The sequence below is a fragment of the Anaeroplasma sp. genome (assembly GCF_034179385.1).
In the GTDB taxonomy this organism is placed as follows: Bacteria; Bacillota_I; Bacilli_A; order Acholeplasmatales; family Anaeroplasmataceae; genus Anaeroplasma.
Window position 1 is genome coordinate 1 of sequence record NZ_JAXFPY010000114.1, and the last position, 21,758, is coordinate 21,758.

The 21,758-nt window shown below is 32.3% G+C and carries 18 protein-coding genes; 13 read left to right on the forward strand and 5 right to left on the reverse strand.

The genetic code is table 11. The features are described 5' to 3' along the window. Nucleotides 1-421: 421 nt before the first annotated feature. Nucleotides 422-931: a DUF5104 domain-containing protein gene (locus SPJ17_RS07420; RefSeq protein WP_321094269.1), complete on the reverse strand. Its 510-nt coding sequence runs from the start codon at nt 929-931 to the stop codon at nt 422-424. 349 nt (nt 932-1,280) lie between these two features. Here SPJ17_RS07420 and SPJ17_RS07425 point away from each other — a divergent pair, with 349 nt between their 5' ends. Together SPJ17_RS07425 and SPJ17_RS07430 are read left to right on the forward strand one after the other, a co-directional pair. After that, nucleotides 1,281-3,143, forward strand: coding sequence for a VanZ family protein (locus SPJ17_RS07425; protein WP_321094271.1), 1,863 nt, complete (start codon nt 1,281-1,283; stop codon nt 3,141-3,143). 63 nt (nt 3,144-3,206) lie between these two features. Then, nucleotides 3,207-4,121, forward strand: a complete 915-nt coding sequence (locus tag SPJ17_RS07430) for an SDR family NAD(P)-dependent oxidoreductase (RefSeq protein ID WP_321094275.1) — start codon at nt 3,207-3,209, stop codon at nt 4,119-4,121. A 56-nt stretch (nt 4,122-4,177) separates the two neighbouring features. Here the strand turns inward: SPJ17_RS07430 and SPJ17_RS07435 are convergent, their stop codons facing one another. Then, complete coding sequence (locus tag SPJ17_RS07435) at nt 4,178-5,803, reverse strand: alpha-glucosidase (protein ID WP_321094277.1); 1,626 nt, start codon at nt 5,801-5,803, stop codon at nt 4,178-4,180. Nucleotides 5,804-5,921: 118 nt separating this feature from the next. Between SPJ17_RS07435 and SPJ17_RS07440 the strand changes: the two genes are divergently transcribed. The 5 genes from SPJ17_RS07440 (at nt 5,922) to SPJ17_RS07460 (ending at nt 10,313) form a co-directional block, all read left to right on the forward strand. Beyond that, nucleotides 5,922-6,725, forward strand: coding sequence for a shikimate dehydrogenase (locus tag SPJ17_RS07440; protein WP_321094281.1), 804 nt, complete (start codon nt 5,922-5,924; stop codon nt 6,723-6,725). 52 nt (nt 6,726-6,777) lie between these two features. Then, complete coding sequence (locus SPJ17_RS07445; protein WP_321094283.1) at nt 6,778-7,638, forward strand: HAD-IIB family hydrolase; 861 nt, start codon at nt 6,778-6,780, stop codon at nt 7,636-7,638. Nucleotides 7,639-7,664: 26 nt separating this feature from the next. Continuing rightward, on the forward strand, nt 7,665-9,134 hold the full coding sequence (locus tag SPJ17_RS07450) for an FAD-dependent oxidoreductase (RefSeq protein WP_321094284.1): 1,470 nt from the start codon (nt 7,665-7,667) through the stop codon (nt 9,132-9,134). A 62-nt stretch (nt 9,135-9,196) separates the two neighbouring features. Beyond that, nucleotides 9,197-9,943 (forward strand): hypothetical protein, encoded by a 747-nt coding sequence (locus SPJ17_RS07455; RefSeq protein ID WP_321094286.1) that lies wholly within the window; start codon nt 9,197-9,199, stop codon nt 9,941-9,943. A 136-nt stretch (nt 9,944-10,079) separates the two neighbouring features. Then, on the forward strand, nt 10,080-10,313 hold the full coding sequence (locus tag SPJ17_RS07460; RefSeq protein WP_321094288.1) for a hypothetical protein: 234 nt from the start codon (nt 10,080-10,082) through the stop codon (nt 10,311-10,313). A 475-nt stretch (nt 10,314-10,788) separates the two neighbouring features. Here the strand turns inward: SPJ17_RS07460 and SPJ17_RS07465 are convergent, their stop codons facing one another. Continuing rightward, entirely contained in the window at nt 10,789-11,541 is a 753-nt protein-coding gene (locus SPJ17_RS07465; protein ID WP_321094291.1) for a hypothetical protein, read from the reverse strand. 197 nt (nt 11,542-11,738) lie between these two features. On the opposite strand from SPJ17_RS07465, the gene rny reads away from it, so the two are divergent. The 4 genes from rny to SPJ17_RS07485 all read left to right on the forward strand — a co-directional run bounded on the left by rny (nt 11,739) and on the right by SPJ17_RS07485 (nt 15,956). Beyond that, the gene (rny, locus tag SPJ17_RS07470) at nt 11,739-13,307 is read left to right on the forward strand and encodes a ribonuclease Y (RefSeq protein ID WP_321094294.1); all 1,569 of its coding nucleotides are present in this window, start codon (nt 11,739-11,741) and stop codon (nt 13,305-13,307) included. A gap of 52 nt (nt 13,308-13,359) precedes the next feature. After that, nucleotides 13,360-14,130 carry a TIGR00282 family metallophosphoesterase gene (locus SPJ17_RS07475; RefSeq protein ID WP_321094296.1) on the forward strand — a complete coding sequence of 257 codons (771 nt, stop codon included), beginning with the start codon at nt 13,360-13,362 and terminating at the stop codon, nt 14,128-14,130. Nucleotides 14,131-14,203: 73 nt separating this feature from the next. Beyond that, nucleotides 14,204-15,631 (forward strand): tRNA (N6-isopentenyl adenosine(37)-C2)-methylthiotransferase MiaB, encoded by a 1,428-nt coding sequence (gene miaB, locus SPJ17_RS07480; RefSeq protein ID WP_321094298.1) that lies wholly within the window; start codon nt 14,204-14,206, stop codon nt 15,629-15,631. Further along, nucleotides 15,624-15,956, forward strand: coding sequence for a YlbF family regulator (locus tag SPJ17_RS07485; protein ID WP_321094301.1), 333 nt, complete (start codon nt 15,624-15,626; stop codon nt 15,954-15,956). Before miaB ends, SPJ17_RS07485 begins: the two co-directional genes overlap by 8 nt. Nucleotides 15,957-15,958: 2 nt before the next feature. Here SPJ17_RS07485 and SPJ17_RS07490 read toward each other — a convergent pair whose 3' ends face one another. Both SPJ17_RS07490 and trpS read right to left on the reverse strand, forming a co-directional pair. Continuing rightward, entirely contained in the window at nt 15,959-16,279 is a 321-nt protein-coding gene (locus SPJ17_RS07490) for a hypothetical protein (protein WP_321094304.1), read from the reverse strand. Further along, nucleotides 16,279-17,274, reverse strand: coding sequence for a tryptophan--tRNA ligase (gene trpS / locus SPJ17_RS07495; protein ID WP_321094307.1), 996 nt, complete (start codon nt 17,272-17,274; stop codon nt 16,279-16,281). The genes SPJ17_RS07490 and trpS overlap by 1 nt, the downstream gene beginning before the upstream one ends. Before the next feature lie 610 nt (nt 17,275-17,884). On the opposite strand from trpS, the gene SPJ17_RS07500 reads away from it, so the two are divergent. Both SPJ17_RS07500 and SPJ17_RS07505 read left to right on the forward strand, forming a co-directional pair. Next, nucleotides 17,885-20,080, forward strand: a complete 2,196-nt coding sequence (locus tag SPJ17_RS07500) for an ABC transporter substrate-binding protein (RefSeq protein WP_321094310.1) — start codon at nt 17,885-17,887, stop codon at nt 20,078-20,080. A 101-nt stretch (nt 20,081-20,181) separates the two neighbouring features. Beyond that, nucleotides 20,182-21,756 carry an ABC transporter permease gene (locus SPJ17_RS07505; protein ID WP_321094313.1) on the forward strand — a complete coding sequence of 525 codons (1,575 nt, stop codon included), beginning with the start codon at nt 20,182-20,184 and terminating at the stop codon, nt 21,754-21,756. Nucleotides 21,757-21,758: the final 2 nt, after the last annotated feature.

Here is a 21,758-nt window from a genome sequence, read left to right on the forward strand (position 1 = left end):
AAATCCTTAGAGTTTGAGGATTATAAGGAGAATTTATCTTACGATACAAGGGTAAAGAAAAAATCAATAAGGATAGTCAAATTATTGTATAGGATTATCTAGTAGAGGGCTATGGCCCAATCCCTTTCACCCTGAGATTTATGAATTAAGATTTAAAATAGATACGATATTAAGTAGCCTAGAATATAGCTTTGAATATAAAAACCCATTTCGAGTGGATCTCTATGTGGATTTCGTACTGTTACCAAATTCAATTGGTTTTAAATATAATCCGTCTATATTTTCTAATTTTATAATTGCTAAGTTTCTATCTATATCCTATTTAGCAATTGTCACACATCTATATTCCTTCTCATAGGAAAACCTAATTTCTATATATTTGATGATTTTATATATTCCTGATTTTTCATAATATACTTTATTATTTTTCTATAAATAATCCTATTCTGTTAGAAACATCTCCCCAATAAGTTTCATCTAAATTGGAATTCAACTCTAAACGGGTAACATATAATGAGCTTATGCCTAAATTATTCTTATCATAATCATCCTTTGAATACCACTTGAATGCTATACGATATACATATTTTGTAGTAAATACATCGTATGAAATTCTATGAAATTTAATAACTTTATTAGAATCTATATCTTCTTTGGTATATAAACCATCACGATCATAAGATTGGTAAGTACCTTCAAAAAAATCTATAAATTCATTTACCTTTTCATCAAATCTTGCATCGCTATTCATTGTATTTTTTGAAAAAAGGCTTTTTATTGCTTCAGGTTCATTATCTGTAGCAGCTGAAATTATTGTTTCAATCTTTTCGTCACATAATTTTTCATAATCATCAAACATTGCACAACTTGTTAGTGAAATAATGAATATAGAAAAGATAAATATTGCAAAACCTATATTACTTTTTTTCATAAATAATCTCCTCTTATAATTTTTATAAATCATTGGCATACTCCCCTACATAAATTACTATTTAATTGTAAAAACGATGCCAAAAACAATTAAAATTATACTATTCCATTTTTTTATAGTCAAATGCTTATGATTTATATTTATGCGTATTTTTAAAATAACATTTCTCAAGAATTAACAAATTTAATTCGTTTTATAGTGCTTGATTTTATAATATTCCTCATTTCTACAGCGTTGGTGAAAAATAAATAAAGTAATATAACGACTGGAAACTTAAGGAAATTAACAAAAATACCTCTTAAGAGGTGTTTTTTTATGATATACTATTTTATATACGAGGTGAATAGATATGAAGGCAAAAAGGAATTTAAAATTTTATATTCTGGCTTGTTTATCTATTCTTTTTACTCTATTTATTTTTATAGAAGAGACAATGCCATCTTCCTGGAGTAAGGCTCAAAATGATTGGGTGTCAAATATTACCAATAAGGTATTACAATTCTTTAGAGGTAATATTTATTATACGATTGATCATATCGAGCTTATAGATGAATTTAAGCCCTTAGGGGATTTAGCAGGAGAAAATACTATAGGTGTTAATGAAATTTGTGTATTGAAATATAAATATAGGGAACAGAATAAGGAATATGAAAAGGATATTCATTATGAAATATTGAATAAGGATTATACACAAATTCAATATGAATTTAGGGATGATTTCTTATATTTTTATATTCAAAGCGAGATTAAAGGGGATAACACCTTAAGTATATATAATAAAAAAAATCAATTATTAGATGAATATAGCTATAAAGCTATAGATGATATAAAAGAAATTAATTATGACATTATCCTAAATATGGATGAGGTACAAAGAAATTCCTATATAACCTTTGATTATTCCTTCTATAATCATTATTATGATACCTATATGAATTATGGATTCTTTAAAATGAACAACCATTATGATACCTATACAAGGAAGGATGTATTGAGTATTGGCTCATCGAATTTATTATTTATGGAATATTATATTAAATTATTATATTTAGATAATTTTAAATTTAAAACCTCAAGCCCATATATTGAAGTATTGCCCTACCAGCAATATATAGTTATAGATTCTAAGTGTAAGCCTGGACGTTACTATATAGAAAATGAAAAAGGAAATAAATATTATTTTACAGTATTAGATTCTATATATAATGAAGCCTTAGATAACCCAAATATAACTATATCGAAATCGAGTACATCTTCATACCTATCTACAAATCATAAATACCTAGAGGAAGATATCATAAAATTTGAAAATATGACTCCTGAAGGCTTTAGGGTAGTATGTACAAATCCTAAGAATTATTATTTCTTTCCAGAATATTATTATGGATCTGATGGAAATATTAAAAGAGCAACGAAAAGCTTCTTTATCTATATGAAGGAGGTAACAAATATGGATACCTTCTATATAGAAACAATCGCTAGCCACGATGGAATTAAAATTCAATCGAATGTAGTTGAGCTTAAAGGCTATGAAATGGGAAATGTACCTGAGGTAGATAATGAAATAAAAAAGCTATTTAAAACCTATCCTTTTGAAATATTTAAGGATGGTACTCTACTAGAGGATACAATATCCTTAGAAATGAAAAAGGGTGAAATTCAAGTCTTTGATGTAAGAATTAATCATGAGGCAGTAGGTATTGAAAGGCCATTATATGCTTTTTCTTCACGCACGAATATCATTAAAGCAACGATAGATCAAGAGGAATCTAAGCTTTATATTGAATGCTTAGACTATGGAGATGCTACTGTGTCTTTCAATGATTCATATAAAAATAATTATGATATAAAATGCTATACAAAGGATGGCTATGTCATAAAGGATGTAGGGGGCTTATCCTTAAACGAATTTGTCCAAAAAAATTTAGGACATATTGCGTGCTATATCCTAGTAGGATTCTTTATATCTCTTACAATATATGCTTATTTTGGCTTTAAGGATTTAAATATGAAATACTATTTCATAGGTATGCTTATAACAATGGCCTACGGAATGCTTGCAGAATCCTTACAATATTTCATTCCAGGAAGAATTATGAGTACTCTTGATTTTTTAAGAAATACAATATCTGTATTTTTGGGATTTGCTATAGTATATATCATCTATTTGTTCAGGTATTATTTAAAGCCTAAGGAGGCTAAATTGTTTTAGTAAAACTCTTTCATCGATACAAAAATAATTTTTATGCTAAAATGTATGGGTGAGGTAATTTTTATGAGTCTAAAGGAAAAAACGAAAAGGTATCTGAATAAGAAATGTAAAAATTCCATAGTGGGTAAAACTATAGTAATCACAGGGGCAACCAGTGGGATTGGACTTAAGGCGGCTGAGGAATTGCTTTACTTAGGTGCAAATCTAATTCTTGCTGCAAGAAATAAAGAAAAGGCAGAGGAAATCAAACAAAAGCTTATAGAAGAATATCAAAATTCTACTATAGATATTTATCCTTTAGACCTTGCAAGCCTTGATTCTATTAAAAAATTTGCTGCAAGAATCAAAAGAAATAAGGTAGATGTCTATGGATTTGTGAATAACGCAGGAGTCTTTAGCGGGAAGAATAGAACTATAGATGGCTATCCATTAGTTATGGGTACAAATTATATTGGTACATTCGTTTTAGTTGAAAGATTATTACCTTATTTTATGAGTCTATCTCATGAAGTTAAATTAATAAATACATCAAGCATTTCCTATAAAAGTGGAAAGATGAATTATAATGATTTCTTCTTTGAAAAGAAGAAAAAGAATGCATTCCAAATCTATTCAAGAAGTAAGCTTTGCCTAACAAAATATTCTATATATCTTGCAAATAAATATATGGATAGCAATATAAAAACTATAATGACTCATCCAGGAATAGCGAAAACAGAATTACTACTAAATATGTTTAAGCCATGGTATATGAGAATATTTAAGCCTGTGGCAAATATATTTATGACCCCAGAGAAGGCCTCCCTTTCTATTCCATATGCATTAACAGAGGATGTAAGATGTGGATCCTTAATTGGACCAAATCATTTTTTTGATGGATGGGGTTATCCAAAAATCAATAAGCTTACGAAGAAGGCTTATTCTGAAATTGAACAATTAATTGTATATACTAAGGGTATAGTAAAGAAGGATATTTAAGGTGTGGATAATCTACACCTTTTTATATATAAAAAATGGGACATAAAATGTCCCAATTACTTTACTAAATATACAATTGCTTCATAAGGAGATAATAGAATGTCCTTGGTATTATATTCCTTATTATAGTTTTTAAGTAATACCTTATCGATTTCAAATGGAATGGTATAAGGTATTTTTTTATCCATCATATTCACTAAAACGACGATGGTTTGATGATTATATTCTCTTTTATATAGGAAGATATCTTTATTATCTAAATCTAGGGCAGTAAATGTGCCATAGACAAAGGTATCCTTATAGAAAGGATTTTTTCTTAGTTTTATCAATTCTTTATAATAATTTAATATAGAATTCGGATCCTTTAATTCATCTGATACATTCACAAATGTATAATTTGGATTTATCTTAAGCCAAGGCTTTGTGCCTAAATTGAATCCAGCATTTATGGTATTATTCCACTGGAATGGAGTTCTTGCGTTATCTCTTGCTTCCTTATAGCAGGCTTCCATAAAATCCTCATGGGTTATATCCTTTAAGCCAAGTACATAATCCTTATATGCACCATGAACCTCAACATCATTATAATCACTTAAGCTATCCATTCTTATGTTTAACATACCAATCTCTTGGCCTTGGTAAATATATGGAGTACCCTTTTGGAAATAAATCATTGTTGCGATAGCTTTTGCAGATTCTATAATATAATCTAGGCTTCCAAAGCGATTAATGCATCTACCTAAATCATGATTTTCAACAAATAATGCATTCCATGATTTAGAGTTTAATCCATTTTGATATTTAATCCATGTATCCTTACAATACTTCATATCGATTGGCTTTGGTGTGAATTTGCCATGCCTTTTATTATCATTCGTAGAAGAGGTACATTCAAATTGGAATACCATATTGAATTCTTTTCTCTCTGGTAATGTAAAATCTAATGCATCATTTAAATTTCCCCATGCCTCACCTACAGTGATAATATCATAATTTCCATAGCTTGTTCTATAAAGCTCCTGTACTCGTTTGTGAAGCTTAGGTCCATATCCATAAATACCATTATCGATTTCTTTTCCAATCATATGGATAACATCAAATCGAATACCCCTGATACCCTTTTTCATCCAGAAATTAATAGCATTTTCAATTTCTTCCATAATCTTTGGATTATCAAAATTTAAATCCGGCTGTTCCTTTGCAAATTCATGGAAATAATATTGATTTAAGGATTCCACATATTCCCATGCCTCACCACCGAAGCAGGATTTATGCTCAGGGTGGACAGGTTCATCTCTAAATATGAAATAATCATGATATGGGTTATCCTTAGATTTTATAGCCTCCTTAAACCATCTATGCTCGCTTGAGCAATGGTTTGCAACCATATCCATCATAATATAAATCTCTCTTTTTTTAGCCTCAGATATTAACATTTCCATATCCTCCATAGTGCCAAATAGAGGATTGATATCACAATAATCGGCTATATCATAGCCATTATCTACCATAGGAGATGTAAAAAAAGGAGTTAACCATAAAATATCTACACCTAAATCATGTAAATAATCTAATTTGGATATAATACCCTTTATATCTCCAATTCCATCATTATTATCATCCTTAAAGCTTTTTGGATAAATCTGATAAACAAACTTATCATGCCACCACTTTTTTTCCATATTCTTATCCTCCTAATACAAATTCATTTTATCATTTTTACATTTAAAGTAAATATTCCTATTTAAAAATCAAATCGATAATATTATAATATGAATAATTTCTAGTTGAGGTGAGATTATGAAACTAAAAATGGCTGTTGTAGGTAAGGATGTATCAAAATCCTTAAGCCCTTTGATGCATACATTTATCCTAAATAAATTAAATGTAGAATGCACATATGATAAGATATCGATTGCTATAGAGGACTTTGATTTAAAATTCAAAGAAATATTAGAAGAATATGATACTCTAAACGTAACCATTCCATACAAGCTAGATTGTATGAAATATTTAAATCATATCTTAGATGATGCGAAAACCTTTGGGGCAGTAAATACCATTTGCTGCAAGGAAAAGGCGGGCTACAACACCGATGGTATGGGCTTTATGCTCATGCTACATAATGGTGGAATTGAGGTAAAGGGCAAAAAAGTTTTAGTCTTAGGTAGTGGTGGAGTTGGAAGAAGCGTAATTAAAAAGCTAATGGAAGAAGATGCAGAGGTTTTTGCATACGATTTAAACCAAGAGGGACTACATTCTCTATATAATGAATTCAAAGGCTTTACGCCACTTACGGAATTAAAGATGGATCACTATGATTGTATTATGAACTGTACTGGGGTTGGAATGCATAAAACGATAGGAAAATCACCTATTGGAGAGGAATTTTTTAAGGGTGCAGAAGCTGCAGTAGATTTAATCTATGAGCCAAAGGAATCTGAATTCTTGCGTCTAGCAAGAAGGAACGGGTTAAAGACTTTAAATGGAGAGGCTATGCTATTTTATCAGGCATATTATGCGGATTGCTATTTCTTAGGGTTAAAGATGGATTCTAAGCTCGCTAAAGATTTATTTTTGGAATTCCAAAAAATACAGAAATAGGATAGATTTTTATTTATCTTTTTTATATAATAATGATATGGAGCGTGATAGTATGATTCGTGCTGTTGCTACAGATTTAGATGGTACTCTTTTCTATCCCAAAAGAAGAATTCGCCTTTTAAAAAGTAAAAATAGAAAATTCTTAAAGAATCTTTTAAATAGTGATAAAGAGATTGTCTTAGTTACAGGCAGAAATCGTAGTATTGCAGAAAAGATTGAAAAAAGAATTAAAGCGAAAAGAAAGCTTTCTATGATAGGATGTAGCGGTTCTATTGTTATTCAGGATGGTAATTTGATTAAGGAAAGCGTAGTAGATAAAAAGGAGATTCCTCATTTATTTGAAGAATTTGATAAGGATAAAAATATTGTATCGGTTGTATTAATGGGTAATTTTAAGGGAATACTTATCGATTTAATTCATTTCCCTAAAATATTTACTCCATTTGCACTCTTAGGTCTTAAGATGCAGGGTGCATATTATGAATTTTCAAGATTCGGAAGAAAAAGAATAAATAAAATGCTTGAGGATCCAAATTCTAAGGTATATAAGGTCATGCCATTATTTGGATTTTCTGAAAACAATAAAAAGGGTATGCAAAAGGCAAAGGACTTTGCCGAAAGAATGCGTACAATTTTAGGCGATTATTATGAATTCTTTGAATCTGGTACTGCAGTGGAAATTGTAGCTAAGGGGACAAACAAAGCGAAATCCTTAAGAGAATTATTTGAAAAATGTAATATTAAGGATGATGAGGTCGTTGTTGTTGGTGATTCTGGCAATGATATTCCAATGCTAGATGAATTCCCTCATAGCTTTGCGATGGAATCCGCACCAGATTATGTAAAATCTCATGCGCAGAATAAGATTCGTTATGTATACGAACTAGAGGATTATATTAAGACCACAGAATAATGTGGTCTTTTTTGAAAGGGGGACCTATGAAAAAGGTTGGCATTATAGGAGCAGGTATCTCTGGCTTATCCTGCGGTATATATCTTTTAAAAAAGGGCTTTGATGTTTCTATATATGAAAAGAATGCCTATGCTGGAGGATTCTTAACCATCTGGAAAAGAAAAAATTCGATTATTGATGGCTGCATGCACTGGATGCAGGGATCTTTAAAGGGCACAAGACTAAACCAAATTTGGAAGGAGCTTGGTGCTTTAGATGAAAACACAAAAATGATTCACCCAGAATCCTTTTGTACTGTAGAATATGAGGGTAATGTATTTCATTTTTATATGGATATCCATAAATTAGAGGAGGAATTCTATAAATATTCAGAGAATGATGATGAGGAATGTAAGATCTTTATAGATGCCGTAAAGCAAATGGGTATTATGGAAATACCAAGTGATATTCCATATGAATTCATCGATCCTAAAAGCATTAAAATGGATATGAATATCATGCGTAAAATGCGCCATTATTTAAAATTATCTATAGGTGAGGTTGCAGATAGGTTTCATAGTAAGGTTATACAATATGCCTTAAAGAATTGCTTAGTCAATTCCCATTTTAGCGCCTTTTATTTCATTCAAACCCTATCGAATTTCACAAATAAAAATGCCTCTATTCCGGAAGGCTGTAGTATGTCTATGAGGGATGGAATATTAAATAAATTTTTATCCTTAGGGGGAAAAATTTATTATAATAGCCCAGTAGATGAAATTCATATCGAAGGCTCTAAGGCCATAGGCATTACCTTAGAAACGAATGAATTTCATTCCTTTGATTATGTAGTTGCAGCCTGCGACCTACATTATTTAGAAAATCATTTATTAAAGAATAAATATGAAATTAAGCCCTTAAGTGAATATGATAGAGATAAGATAAAATATCCAACCTATAGCTATGTCATTGCATCTTACCGTACAAAAATGAATTTTTCTGGCTATGATATAGCCCCAATAAAGAAAATAGATGCCTATGATATTATGGGTATAAAGGGAGATGCCTTATCCATAAGACAATATGGCTATGACGATACATTAATCACAAATGGCTATACTACGATTCAGGTTTATCTTACAACCTATGAGGATGATTATGAAAAGATAAAAGCATTCTCGAAGGAAGAATATCAATGCTTTAAAAGCGAGGTTGGAGAATTCTTCAAAAAGGAATTAATAAAGTATTATAAATGTGATGATTTTGAATTGATTGATGTATTAACTCCATTAACCTATGAAAGATATAACAATAGCTACAAGGGCACCTTTATGACCTATGCGCTATCACCTACTGTCCCACAAGTTACGAGAAGTGCCCTAATTCCTGGTATCGATAATTTGATATTATCGAACCAATGGCTAATGCTTCCTGGAGGAACTGGAGTTGCGGCTGTAAGTGGCAAATTTGCAGCTTCCCTAATTCTTTATAAGGAAGGGCTCGATTACAAGCTTTAAATTCTTGTCAAATCATGAAAAATTAGTATAATAAGTATAGTGTTTAGAAAGAGGTTTTATTTATGACAGCAGTAGAGATTAATATTCCTATTTTTGAAAGGAATTTAAAATTATATAACAGAAAGGGCTTAAGAAGATCCTATACATCTGTAATGGATCGATATAATGAATATCTAGAGATTCCACCTCTAGCATCCAATCCAAAGGTTGTTCTTGAGGCAACCTTAGATAAGGAGTATTATCTAGGATTTAAGAATCTTTTAGATGCTAAGGGCTATACCATCTTAGGTGCAGCCAATACCTATCATATGGATAAGTTCTTATCCGATTATGAAAAATATCAATCAAGCTTTTCATCCTTCCAGGATAAAATTGATGCAGTAAAGAAGGAACGCGATGAAATCAAGAGTGATGCACCATACAAGGAATTAGAAAATGATGATATAAGATTCTATTTCCTACCATATAACGATGATGTTAAAACATTATATGATTTTATTCATGCATCAAGAGATGAAATCTTAGATTTTGCAAAATCTAACGATATTACCATCATGCTAAAGGTTTGTCCTTTCTGCACACAACTGGATGGCTTCTTTGGTTTTAATTTCTTTGACGCAGATCAAAAGGGTGAGGTTGTAGTCGATTATGCAGCTAGATTAACTGTGGGTGTTAATTTCAATCAATTTGTAACCGTATACCAGGGTGCAGTATTATTATCTGGTATTGGTAAGACAAAAGAGGAGCTTGCAGATTCTGATTTAAATGTACATTTAGTTGCGGAAAACATTCGTTATACTAAGGCATAGTTTAAATACGATTTATTTAATATAAATGGTTCTTTAAAAAATAGATGTGTAAGGAAGAACCGAACTTAAAAAAACCGATGTGTAAAATCATCGGTTTTTATTAGTGAATTTTAAATTTGATTCAAGAGCTCTAGAAATGCTTGATGAACATACCAAAAAAGTAGAAACAATAAATACTCAAGAACTTACTGAACAAGAACAAATAATTGTTAACTTCATTAATGAGCATGGCTCTATTAGACGAATAACTGTTGAGGATTTATTAGATGTTAAAGTATCAAGAGCAAAAGAAATACTATCCACTTTAGTAGGTAAAAATGTTTTATACATTGAAGGTAATGTTCCATCTGCTAAATATAAAAGAAAATAGTAATCAGCCGGTATCAGCCACTATCGGCCGGTATCAGCTACTGAACGAGACCGAACGAGACCGAATGGTAAATGAAAAAATGGGAGGATAATTTCCCATTTCCTAAAATTAAATAATAATCATAACGGATTATCATTTAATTACAATATTAAAATTTGAATACGTTAATTATATTGCTAGTTCTATAATAGTTGTTATAGCCTTAATTAGGAAAACAATTATTGCTATACCATGTGTTATAAAATTAATAATAAAAATAGAATAAGTCACTATTATACATAGTGTAATTAAAATTAATAAGATAATTGTAGTAATAATAAATATACTTTTTTAACAATGTTATGGCTATAGAAATTCTATGGCCTTTTATTTTTGTTAAGATAATAGAAATTGGTAAGATTACTTAATTTAAGTCTAGAAGGGAAAAAAGTATATTGGATAAAAAAAAGAGGAAAAAACCTCTTTTTCTTATATGCTAAATTGCAGGGGATGTAACTCCAGCTACATAGAATTCCTTATATGTATAATGAATTACATCGAAATGAAGAGTCTCAACACCCTTTTCAAATGTGAAATAAGCAAGTAATAGATAGGCATCTGGTGTGTTAATTGTAACAGGTACTGGCCAATTGGGTGTTTTCATAGGGAATACCTCATTGTTTTTCAATGTAACGGATATGGATTTTGGACTCGTTTTTTCTAATGTGCTTTCAAAATTTGATTTTGTAATATAGCTATAGCTTGAAGAATAATTACAAACACCAACCCAATCGGATGCAAGACAAATAGATGCATATAATCTATAGGTGGAATCTATTTTATATTCAAATTTATTGGAAAGATAACGTAGTGGTAAGCATTCAGGGGATACATCATTTTTGCATACAGATAAATTGAAATCTGCTCTATGTGCATCATGAGTATCAAAGGATTTGGCTTTAAGGCTTATATCAAATGTTTTATAATCCTTTGCATCATAAAATGTAGGACTTTGAATTAATTCCTGATGATCCTCATCCTGATATGGATAAACCCTGTTGTTGTTATAAACCTGTAGGTAGGAATCCTTCCCAATCAAAGTCATAAATAATATAACTACAACAAAGCCAACACATATTAAGGCTCCTAATATTATAAGATAAGTACCTGCGTTATTTCCTAAATGGAATTTATTTGGGTCCTTTTCTTTTTTCTTTTTTCTATCTAATTTTTTCATTTTGAACGACATAAAATTCACCTCGTATAAAATAATTATATCAAAAAGATTTATAAATGAAATGGTGAATTTAAAATATCCTAAAAAATACAACATGTTTCTTTTTTCCTTTGTTATTTCCTTTAGAATCATTGACTAACGCTTTCAAAAAAAGTATAATAGACCTAGAGTTTTTAAAAACTCTTAAAAAAATAGGGAGGCCAAATAAAATGCAATGGTTATACATTTTATTGTCTGTCCTTATTGTTTTGGGGTCAGCTGCTGGAGTATTTATTGGTTATTTCGTTCGTATTAAGAAAAACGATAAAACCATTGCTCAAGCAAAAGAAGAAGCAGAAAAAATTTTAGCTTTAGCCGATGCTGAGGCTGAAAAAGCAAAGAAAGAACGAATTCTTGAAGGAAAGGCTGAGATTCAGGCGTTAAAGACTGAAGCTGAGCAGGATATTAGAGAAAGAAAATCTACAGTTGTTGAGCTTGAAAACAAGCTAAATCAGCGTGAAGATACTCTTGATCGTCGTGCTACAAACCTAGACCGCCGTGAAGAGATGCTAAATTCCAAAGAGAATAAGATTGATGAAAAGAAAGCAGAATTAGAACAACAAAATAATAAGGTAGAGGCATTACTAAAGGCTCAGGAGCAAAAGCTTGTTGAAATTGCCGGATTAACCAAGGATGAGGCACGTAAGGTCGTTATGGATACTGTCCGCGAATCCATGAAGGTTGAAATTGCAACCTACATTAAGGAAGAAGAGGAGCGTGCAAGACTTGAGGTTAAGTCTAAGAGTAAGAATATCTTAGCACTAGCAATTCAAAAGTATGCCGGAGAAACTGCTGGCGAGGTTACAGTAACTACTGTTTCACTTCCTTCGGAGGAATTAAAGGGTAGAATTATTGGCCGTGAAGGTAGAAATATTCGTGCAATTGAGTCTCTTACTGGTGTAGATTTAATTATTGATGATACACCTGAAGCTGTAGTACTGTCTGGATTTGACCCTGTCCGCCGTGAGATCGCAAAGAGATCTCTTGAGATTTTAGTTTCCGATGGTAGAATCCATCCAGCAAGAATCGAAGAGGTTATCGATAGATGCCGCGGTGAGGTTGAAATGGTTATCAGAGAAATGGGTGAGGATGCTGTATTTAAAACAGGTATCGGTAAGATTCATCCAGATTTGGTAAGATTGATTGGTCGTTTGAACTTCCGTACAAGTTATGGCCAAAACGTTCTAAAGCATTGTATTGAAACCGCAATGCTTGCAGGAAAGCTTGCATCGGAAATTGGAGAAAATGAAATTTTGGCAAGACGTGCAGGTTTACTACACGATATTGGCAAGGCTGTCGATCATGAAATTGAAGGAAGCCATGTTGAAATTGGTGTTGAGCTTGCAACGAAGTATCATGAGCCTAAAGAGGTTATTGATGCAATCGCATCCCATCATGAGGATGTTGCTCCAAAATCAATTATTGCAGTTTTGGTTGCTGCTGCGGATGCATTATCTTCAGCAAGACCAGGTGCACGTAGTGATTCCTTAGAAAATTACACAAAGAGACTTGAGAATCTTGAAGCTATTTCAAATAGTATTAAGGGTGTTAAGACATCCTTTGCTATTCAGGCAGGTAGAGAGGTTAGAGTAATTGTTAACCCTGAAGAGGTTGATGATTTATCTACAATTACTATTGCCCGTCAAATCAAGGAGGAAATTGAGAACAAATTATCCTACCCTGGTACGATTAAGGTAACAGTAATCCGTGAAATCCGTTCAGTGGATGTTGCTAAGTAAGAAAAAAGGGTGAGTAATATCACCCTTTTTTTGAAAACTTTGGAGGTGTTTTATGCGTATATTATATTTAGGTGATATTGTTGGGGAAAAAACAATAGAGGTATTAAGACAAAATCTTGATACGATAAAATCAGAAAATAGAATTAATTTAGTTTTGGTGAATGCGGAAAATGTAACACAAGGAAAGGGCTTATCTGAAAAGCATTATAAGCAGCTAAAGCAATTAGGTATTGCAGGTATGTCTATGGGAAATCATACATTTTCTAAATCAGAAATTAAAAATTATATTAATGATGCAACCATTGCTCGCCCTGCAAATTTAGGCACCTCTTATGGCAAGGATATATTATATATCCAATATAATGATAAAAGGATTGCAGTTGTAAATATGCTAGGTAGAGTATATACCTATACTCCACTAGATGACCCATTTAAAACCATGGATAAGCTACTTGATAGAATTGATGCAGATTACATCCTTGTTGATTTCCATGGGGATGCAACAAGTGAGAAGAAGGCATTCTTCTTTAACTTTGCAGGTAAGGTAGATGCTATCTTAGGCTCACATACACACACCCAAACCGCAGATGAGCAGGTATTTGATAATACATGCTTCATCACAGATATGGGAATGTGTGGTGCATTTGATTCCATTTTAGGTGATGATAAGGATATGGTTATCCAAAGATTTAAAACGGGCATGTTTGAACCACTAAAATGTGCAACAGGTAATGAATATATGTTAAATGGAGTCATTTTAGATTTTGGTTTAAAGAATACAATTACAAGATTTAATAAGAAATATATTTTAAATGAAAAATAATGAACGAATAAAGGAATTTCAGTCTTGCTATTCCTTTTATTCTTAGTGTATAATTTCCAAGCGTGGTGATAAAATGAAAAAAGTTAAGGCAATGCCATCCCTAAAGGAGGCAAAACTTAGACGTAATTTGGATGTTGAAACCATCCATTATAAGCTAAATGATAAATATCAAAATTTAGGTAAGGGTAAAAAATATTATATCTACACCTATGGATGCCAGGGCAATGAGGCAGATAGTGAGGTTATGGCAGGTATTTTAGAAGGTATTGGCTATGTTGAGGCAATAGACCCATTAGATGCGGATTTAGTATTATTAAATACCTGTGCGATAAGAGAAAATGCTGAACAAAGAATTTGGGGTGTTTTAGGTCAGCTTAAGGGCAGAAAAAGAGACAACCCAGATTTATTAGTTGGTATTTGTGGATGTATGCCACAGGAGGAATCTGCAGCCAATAAGATTATTAATTCTTATGATGTAGATATCGTCTTTGGTACACATAATAGAGATCATTTACCAGAGCTTATTTATGATGCCTATATGACTAAGGCAAAGGTAGTTGAGGTATTATCTAATGAGGGTAATATCTTAGAGGATGCCCCTAAGCATAGAAAATCGAAGCATAAGGCCTGGGTATCCATTATGTATGGATGCGATGAATTTTGTACCTATTGTATTGTACCTTATACAAGAGGTAGAGAAAGAAGCCGTAGTAAGGATGATATTATAAAGGAAGTAGAAGAATTAGTACAAGAGGGCTATAAGGAAGTAACGCTTCTTGGACAAAATGTAAATGCCTATGGCAAGGATTTAGGACTTGATTACACCTTCGGTGATTTATTATATGACCTAGATAAGACAGGTATTGAAAGAATAAGATATACAACTAGCCACCCAAGAGATTTAGATTTAAAGACAATGGAGGCTATGAGAGATTGTAGAAGCGTAATGCCACACTTGCATCTCCCTGTTCAAAGTGGAGATAATGATATCTTAAAAATAATGAATAGAAAATATACTCATGAAATATATATGGAAAAGGTGAACAAGCTTAAGGAGCTTGTACCTGGAATTTCCATTACAACAGATATCATTGTAGGCTTTCCAAATGAAACAGAGGAGCAATTCTTGCATACCCTAGATTTATGTCATGAGGCTGGCTTTGAGGGCGCATTTACCTTTATTTATTCGAAAAGAGAAGGCACTCCTGCAGCTCGTATGGTAGATCACACTTCAGATGAGGAAAAGAAGGAAAGATTAAACCGATTAATTGCTGTAACCAACGAAGGCTACCTAAAGGGCCATGAGAGATTCGTAGGACAGGTAGTTAAGGTATTAGTTGATGGTGAATCTAAAAATGGTGATGGCATGATGTGCGGTTATTCTGAGCACAATAAGCTTACCCATTTTAAGAGTGATGATTTATCCTTAATTGGTAAGATTGTAAATGTTAAGGTAACTGAGGCGAAAACCTGGTTTATGATTGGAGAGCTTTGTGAGTAGTATCGATAAGCTTAAGGAATATTATTTAAGTACTCCTGAGGTAAAAAGACTAAAAGAGCTAGAGCATTATGTTGATCATAATGAAAAAATAAAAAAAGCCTTTGATGAGCTAAAGGATATTCAAAAGAAATTAGTTTCCTCAAAGGAATTTCATCAGCCGAAACAATATCAAATGTATCTATCCTTATATAACACAAAAAAGGAAGAATTATTAGATATGCCCTTTCTTGAGGAATATTTAGAATTAGTTGAAATTGTGGGGAATATGCTTAAGGAGCTTTCAAACTCTATAGAGTATTCTATGGCCCAAAAAATAAATGGATGAGTTTAGTTCTCATCCATTTTTTCGTCTAGAATTATTGATTTTGCAAGTGTTCTATAGCTTACTCCAAAGAATAAACCAAAAATAGAAATTACCATAAGTACAAATGGTATTATGGAAAATAGAATGGTCTCATTAAAGCTTTTAAGCCCTAAAATAAGTAAAATAATAAATGTGATTAAGGATAATCCAATAAATATAGAGGATAAAAGAAGAAGGATAAAAGACTTTCTTTCTAACTTAGCCTTTAATATTTTGGCCTCCTCTTGGCTTTCTTTATTATCTAAATCCAAATTTAATTGTGTGATTAGCTCTTCGTAATCCATTATCTTTTTCTACCTAAGCCAACCTTATTATAAACCTTAGCTAATTTCTTTTTGGCAAGATGGCTTGCATAATCTCTTCCTTGATCTAAAACCTCATCAATTAAGCTAGAATTAATGATTTCATTATATCTTTCTTGAATTGGCTTTAGCTCATCTGCAACTGCATTTGCAACATCTTCTTTGAATGTTGCATAATTTGAATCCTTATATTTTAAAACCAATTCCTCAATTGGAGTATCTGTACAGCAAGAAAGAATCGTTAATAAATTGGATATACCTGGCTTATTTTCCTTATCAAAGGCAATTTTACCATCAGAGTCTGTAACGGCAGACTTTATTTTTTTCTTAACGATATTAATATCATCTAATAAAGAAATATAAGCCTTTGGATTTGGATCCGATTTACTCATTTTCTTAAGTGGATCTGCCAAAGACATAATCTTGGCACCAGATGGGGCAATAAATGGTTCTGGAACTTTGAAGGTTTCCCCATATTTATTGTTGAATCTTTCTGCAAGAGTTCTTGTTAATTCTAGATGCTGTTTTTGATCTTGTCCAACAGGAACAATATCTGTATCATATAATAAGATATCTGCAGCCATTAAAGAAGGATAAGTCAATAAACCAACAGAAACTCCAGCAACCTGTTTTTCCTTTTTGTCCTTAAATTGTGTCATACGCTCAAGCTCACCAATGTAGCCATTGCATTCTAATATCCAACCAAGCTCAGCATGCTCATGCACCTCAGATTGAATAAAAATATGTACCTTTTCTGGATTTAATCCGCAAGCTAAATATATAGCAACTAAGGAACGAATATTCTTTCTTAATTCTTGCTTATCCTGTGGTACTGTAATCGAATGTAAATCTGCAACAAATACCATAAAATCTGTAAAGTTTGGATGCTCCTGTAGCTTAACGAACTGCTTTACAGCTCCAATGTAGTTTCCAAGGGTAATATTACCACTTGGCTGAATTCCTGATAAAAATCTCATAAATAATACCTCCTATTAAAACAAAAAAAGCGTCTTAAGAATTAACTTAAGGACGCTTAAAAGCGCGGTGCCACCTTAATTCCGATAAATCGGCTCTTTTATTAAAGTATAAAACCAATTCCTTATTAAATCTGTCTTACTTTTCACCAGCTGTAAGTCTCTAAAATCAGTTTTTTAACAAGTACTGTCTAAATTATAAAAGAAATTAAATTTTTTTTCAAGACAAATGTTATTTGTTTAGAAATATACAAATCTAATTACATTGTCTAAAAATGTTATTATAACCTATGAAATGTATAAAATATACTATTCATTCAAATTTGAAGATTATTCGGAATACATAAGAAATATTGAATCTTTTTTAAAAAATATTTCAAAATGAATAAAACTTTTGAATATAATTTAATAAAAATAGGTTTTTTGAATTAAAATGTGTTTTTGTGATATGTTAGAATGATTTCTACCGAACAATATTTATAAAAACAAAGTTATCGCGAAAAAAATAAAAATTTCTATTGAATCTTAAAAAAAATGATATTATAATATTTCTATACTTTCCAATCAAAGAAAGGTTTTGGGGAGATAAATTAAGAAAAAGGAGATATTTAAAATGAAACTAAAAAAACTTACTTTTGCTGGTTTCCTTGCTGCAGCAACATTAACATTAGCTGCTTGCGGTGGAAATGATAATCCAGCAACTGGAACTGGAACTACTGATGTTCCAACAGAAACTGGAACTGGCACTACAGTGGTTCCAACAGAAACTACTACAGAAACTCCAGAGGTAAAGGAATTCTACACTGCTGAAACTTCCGATGACGAAGTTTATATGACAGTATTAGGAGACTTCTACAAAGCATATTCTACTGCTAAGGAAGAAACAAACGTTGCAAAGTCTTATGCATTACAGGCAATTGCTGAGGCTAAGCTTCTTGAGTCTGGTGTAATGCTACCTACAACTACAAGAGGTGGTAACTATGCAATCACTAAGGTTGCACCAAGAACTGTATCTTCAGTACTTTGGGGAACTGACTCTGATAGATTTGGCACAATGGTTGTTGCTAATGAAACAATTAAGGCTGCTGACCGTGCTGCTATGTTAGCAAACTGGAATGCACATAAGGCAGAGGAAGGCTATAACCATGATGCATATGTTAAGGATTATTTAGCAAATCATGGCTATACATTAAAGACTACTTATAATACATTATATACTTCTGATGTACAGCAGTGGGATGCACTTGCAACATCACAAGCAGCTGACTCTGAGGTATTAGTTAATACATATGCTGGTTTATTAGAGTATGATAGTACAAATAAGCAGAAGCCAGCTTGTGCTACAGGTTATACTGTATCTGAGGATGGCTTAAAATACACATTCACTTTAAGACAGGATGTAAAGTGGGTTGATGCTCAGGGTGCTGAGGTTGCAACACTTAAGGCTGATGACTTCGTTGCTGGTTTCCAACATATGCTTGATGCAGAAGGTGGACTTGAGTATTTAGTTGAAGGCGTTATTGAAAACGCATCCGAATACTTAGGAGGTGAAGCAGAATTTAAAGAGGTTGGTGTTAAGGCTGTTGATGATTTCACAGTTGAATATACTCTTACTAAGCCAATTTCATATTTCAATACAATGCTTGCTTATAACATTTTTGCCCCATTAAATAGAACATACTATGAATCTAAGGGTGGTAAGTTTGGCGTTGATTTTGATAGTACAGCTGCTGATTACAATTATGCTAAGGGTTATGATTCTATCCTTTATAATGGTGCTTATAGATTAACTGAAGTTACAGCAGAAGCTAAGGAAACATTCACAAAGAATACAAAATATTTCGATGCAGACAAGATTAATATCCAAGAAGTAGTATGGAGATATACGGATGGTAAGGATGTTAAGAAGGCTTACAATGATTTCAAAAAAGGAGAAGTTGATGGTTGTGGTTTAAATACAACTACATTAGAGCTTGCTAAGCAGGATGGATTATTTGATGATTATAATTATGTAACTGATACTGATGCAACTTCCTTTATGAATTTCACTAATGTTAAGCGTCAAGCTTTTGCAAACGTTAACGATGGTGCTGTAAAGACTACAAAGACTGAAAAAGAACAGGAAGAAGCATTTAAGGCATTACAGAACCAGAATTTCCGTATGGCTTTAGCATCTGTATTTGATCGTAAGACTTGGAATGCGGTTCAGGTTGGTGATGATTTAGCTCTTAATTCTTTAAGAAACACTTATACTCCAGGTAATTTCGTAACACTTCCTGAGGATGTAACAGTTTCTATTAATGGTAAAGACCAGAAATTCGCTGCTGGTACATTATATGGTGAAATTATGCAGGCTCAGTTAACTGCTGATGGTTCTCATATCAAGGCATTCGATAAAGAAACTCAGTCTAGTGATGGTTTTGATGGTTGGTATAATGTTGAAGCTGCTAAGGCTTACATGGCTAAGGCTGTTAAAGAATTAGGTGAAATGGGCTTAGATTTAACTAAGACTAAGATTAAGATTGAAATACCTGTATTTACTCCATCTGAACTTCGTGCAGGTATGTTCCAGGTATTCAAGACTTCAGTTGAAGGTGCTTTAGGTGATTACATTGAATTTGTAAAAACTGAATGTACTACACAAGCTCAGTGGATGTACACAGGCTACTATTGTACATCTGGTGCTGAAGCTAACTACGATAACTATGACTTATCTGGTTGGGGTCCTGACTATGGTGATCCATCTACATACCTAGACACATTCATGCCAGCTGGTGGATACATGACAAAGTGCATTGGTTTATATTAAAAGTTATTATTGATTTTAGATATAAATTATAGTATAATTTGAAAAGATAGAGGGTTGGTTTACTCCGCCCTCTAGTTTTTTCTAATAAAGGAGTAGTGATTATGACAAAATATTTAATAAAAAGATTACTACATGGTATTATTTCTGTCATTATCGTTGTTGGTATAATCATGATTTTGATTTACTCGTTAATTGATAGAAGTTCTATATTTAGTGGAGATACTACATATTCTCATACTGCATATAACGATAAGAAGGTTTATATGTATGAAAAACTAGAGGATTATGGATATTTGGATTACGTCCCATATGCAGATTACTTAAGCGATGAAGTTGCAAATGGCAATCTTTCTGCTACAGATAAAACTAAAGCTGCAAAGCTTGGTAAAACCGCTGAGAAGGATTCTGATCTTACTAAGAAATGGACAGCTAGCTTCGCTGAGAAATACACTAAAAACGGATATAACGTAGTAAGACTAGATGCAATCTATTCGGAATTAACAGGTAAGCTTTATACTGGTGGTAAACCAGCACTATTTGCTTATAAGGATATTTCCGTTTTTGTGCGTGTATGGAAGTATTTCACAGGCATTATCGTAGTAGATAGAGTAAGCTATGTTGACTCTAGTATTGATATTGGAGAAAGAGGACTTACCTTTACATGGAATGATCCTGCTTACGGTGGAGCATTTGCACCTGCTATTATGGGAAATGGTACAAGACATAAATATTTATTATATTTCGATAATAAATTCCCTTTTATACATCAAAATGTTTTTAATATTAATTTAGGTGTTTCTTATTCTATAAGTCGAGGAAATGAGCTTGTAACAACTATGACTGAATCTCAAGGTGCACTAGCTCCTAGACCAGTTATATATCCTACTGGATATGTAGATGAAAGAGCAGATGATATTCATAGTGCAACCTATGTTCAAAATTCATTGAGTGAAATAAATAACATGTATTTTACCGATGATTATACAAATGTAGGAACGTTTAAAAATGGTATGTCTCGTATGGGATATTCCTTTGTGATGGGTATTTTTGCAACATTATTAGCATATTTCTTAGGTGTACCTTTAGGTATATTAATGGCTAGAAAGAAGGATAAGCTTGCAGATAAGCTTGGTACAATTTATGTTGTATTCATTACTGCAGTCCCATCCTTAGCATATATTTTAATGTTCCAAAGCTTAGGTGGTTCTATGGGACTTCCTACTACCTTTGATACAAAATACACATTAAATCCTATGTATTACATTCTACCAGTTGTATCCTTAGCATTACCATCTATTGCTGGATTGATGCGTTGGTTAAGACGTTACATGGTAGATCAAATGGCATCGGATTATGTTAAATTTGCAAGATCTGGTGGTCTATCTGAAACCGAAATCTTTACAAAGCATATCTTTAAGAATGCGGCAATTCCTATTATTCAAGGTATTCCAGGATCCCTTCTTGGTGCATTAACTGGTGCTATCATTACAGAGCGTGTTTATACCGTTCCAGGTGTTGGTAATACATTGACTAATGCAATTACTGCACATGACAATGCCGTAATTGTAGGTATTTCATTATTCTATTCTATTTTATCCATTGTTTCTATTATTTTAGGTGATATTTTAATGGCGTTAGTTGATCCTAGAATTTCATTCTCCACGAAAGGTAGGTAATC

Excerpts from the sequence above, each read along its gene's own strand:
- trpS (WP_321094307.1), bottom strand. The coding sequence starts at position 17,274 with ATGAGATTTTTATCAGGAATTCAGCCAAGTGGTAATATTACCCTTGGA.
- SPJ17_RS07445 (WP_321094283.1), top strand. The coding sequence starts at position 6,778 with ATGATTCGTGCTGTTGCTACAGATTTAGATGGTACTCTTTTCTATCCC.
- rny (WP_321094294.1), top strand. The coding sequence starts at position 11,739 with ATGCAATGGTTATACATTTTATTGTCTGTCCTTATTGTTTTGGGGTCA.
- SPJ17_RS07425 (WP_321094271.1), top strand. The coding sequence starts at position 1,281 with ATGAAGGCAAAAAGGAATTTAAAATTTTATATTCTGGCTTGTTTATCT.
- SPJ17_RS07465 (WP_321094291.1), bottom strand. The coding sequence starts at position 11,541 with ATGTCGTTCAAAATGAAAAAATTAGATAGAAAAAAGAAAAAAGAAAAG.
- SPJ17_RS07450 (WP_321094284.1), top strand. The coding sequence starts at position 7,665 with ATGAAAAAGGTTGGCATTATAGGAGCAGGTATCTCTGGCTTATCCTGC.
- SPJ17_RS07455 (WP_321094286.1), top strand. The coding sequence starts at position 9,197 with ATGACAGCAGTAGAGATTAATATTCCTATTTTTGAAAGGAATTTAAAA.
- SPJ17_RS07460 (WP_321094288.1), top strand. The coding sequence starts at position 10,080 with ATGCTTGATGAACATACCAAAAAAGTAGAAACAATAAATACTCAAGAA.
- SPJ17_RS07430 (WP_321094275.1), top strand. The coding sequence starts at position 3,207 with ATGAGTCTAAAGGAAAAAACGAAAAGGTATCTGAATAAGAAATGTAAA.
- SPJ17_RS07490 (WP_321094304.1), bottom strand. The coding sequence starts at position 16,279 with ATGGATTACGAAGAGCTAATCACACAATTAAATTTGGATTTAGATAAT.
- miaB (WP_321094298.1), top strand. The coding sequence starts at position 14,204 with ATGAAAAAAGTTAAGGCAATGCCATCCCTAAAGGAGGCAAAACTTAGA.
- SPJ17_RS07475 (WP_321094296.1), top strand. The coding sequence starts at position 13,360 with ATGCGTATATTATATTTAGGTGATATTGTTGGGGAAAAAACAATAGAG.
- SPJ17_RS07505 (WP_321094313.1), top strand. The coding sequence starts at position 20,182 with ATGACAAAATATTTAATAAAAAGATTACTACATGGTATTATTTCTGTC.
- SPJ17_RS07500 (WP_321094310.1), top strand. The coding sequence starts at position 17,885 with ATGAAACTAAAAAAACTTACTTTTGCTGGTTTCCTTGCTGCAGCAACA.
- SPJ17_RS07420 (WP_321094269.1), bottom strand. The coding sequence starts at position 931 with ATGAAAAAAAGTAATATAGGTTTTGCAATATTTATCTTTTCTATATTC.
- SPJ17_RS07435 (WP_321094277.1), bottom strand. The coding sequence starts at position 5,803 with ATGGAAAAAAAGTGGTGGCATGATAAGTTTGTTTATCAGATTTATCCA.
- SPJ17_RS07440 (WP_321094281.1), top strand. The coding sequence starts at position 5,922 with ATGAAACTAAAAATGGCTGTTGTAGGTAAGGATGTATCAAAATCCTTA.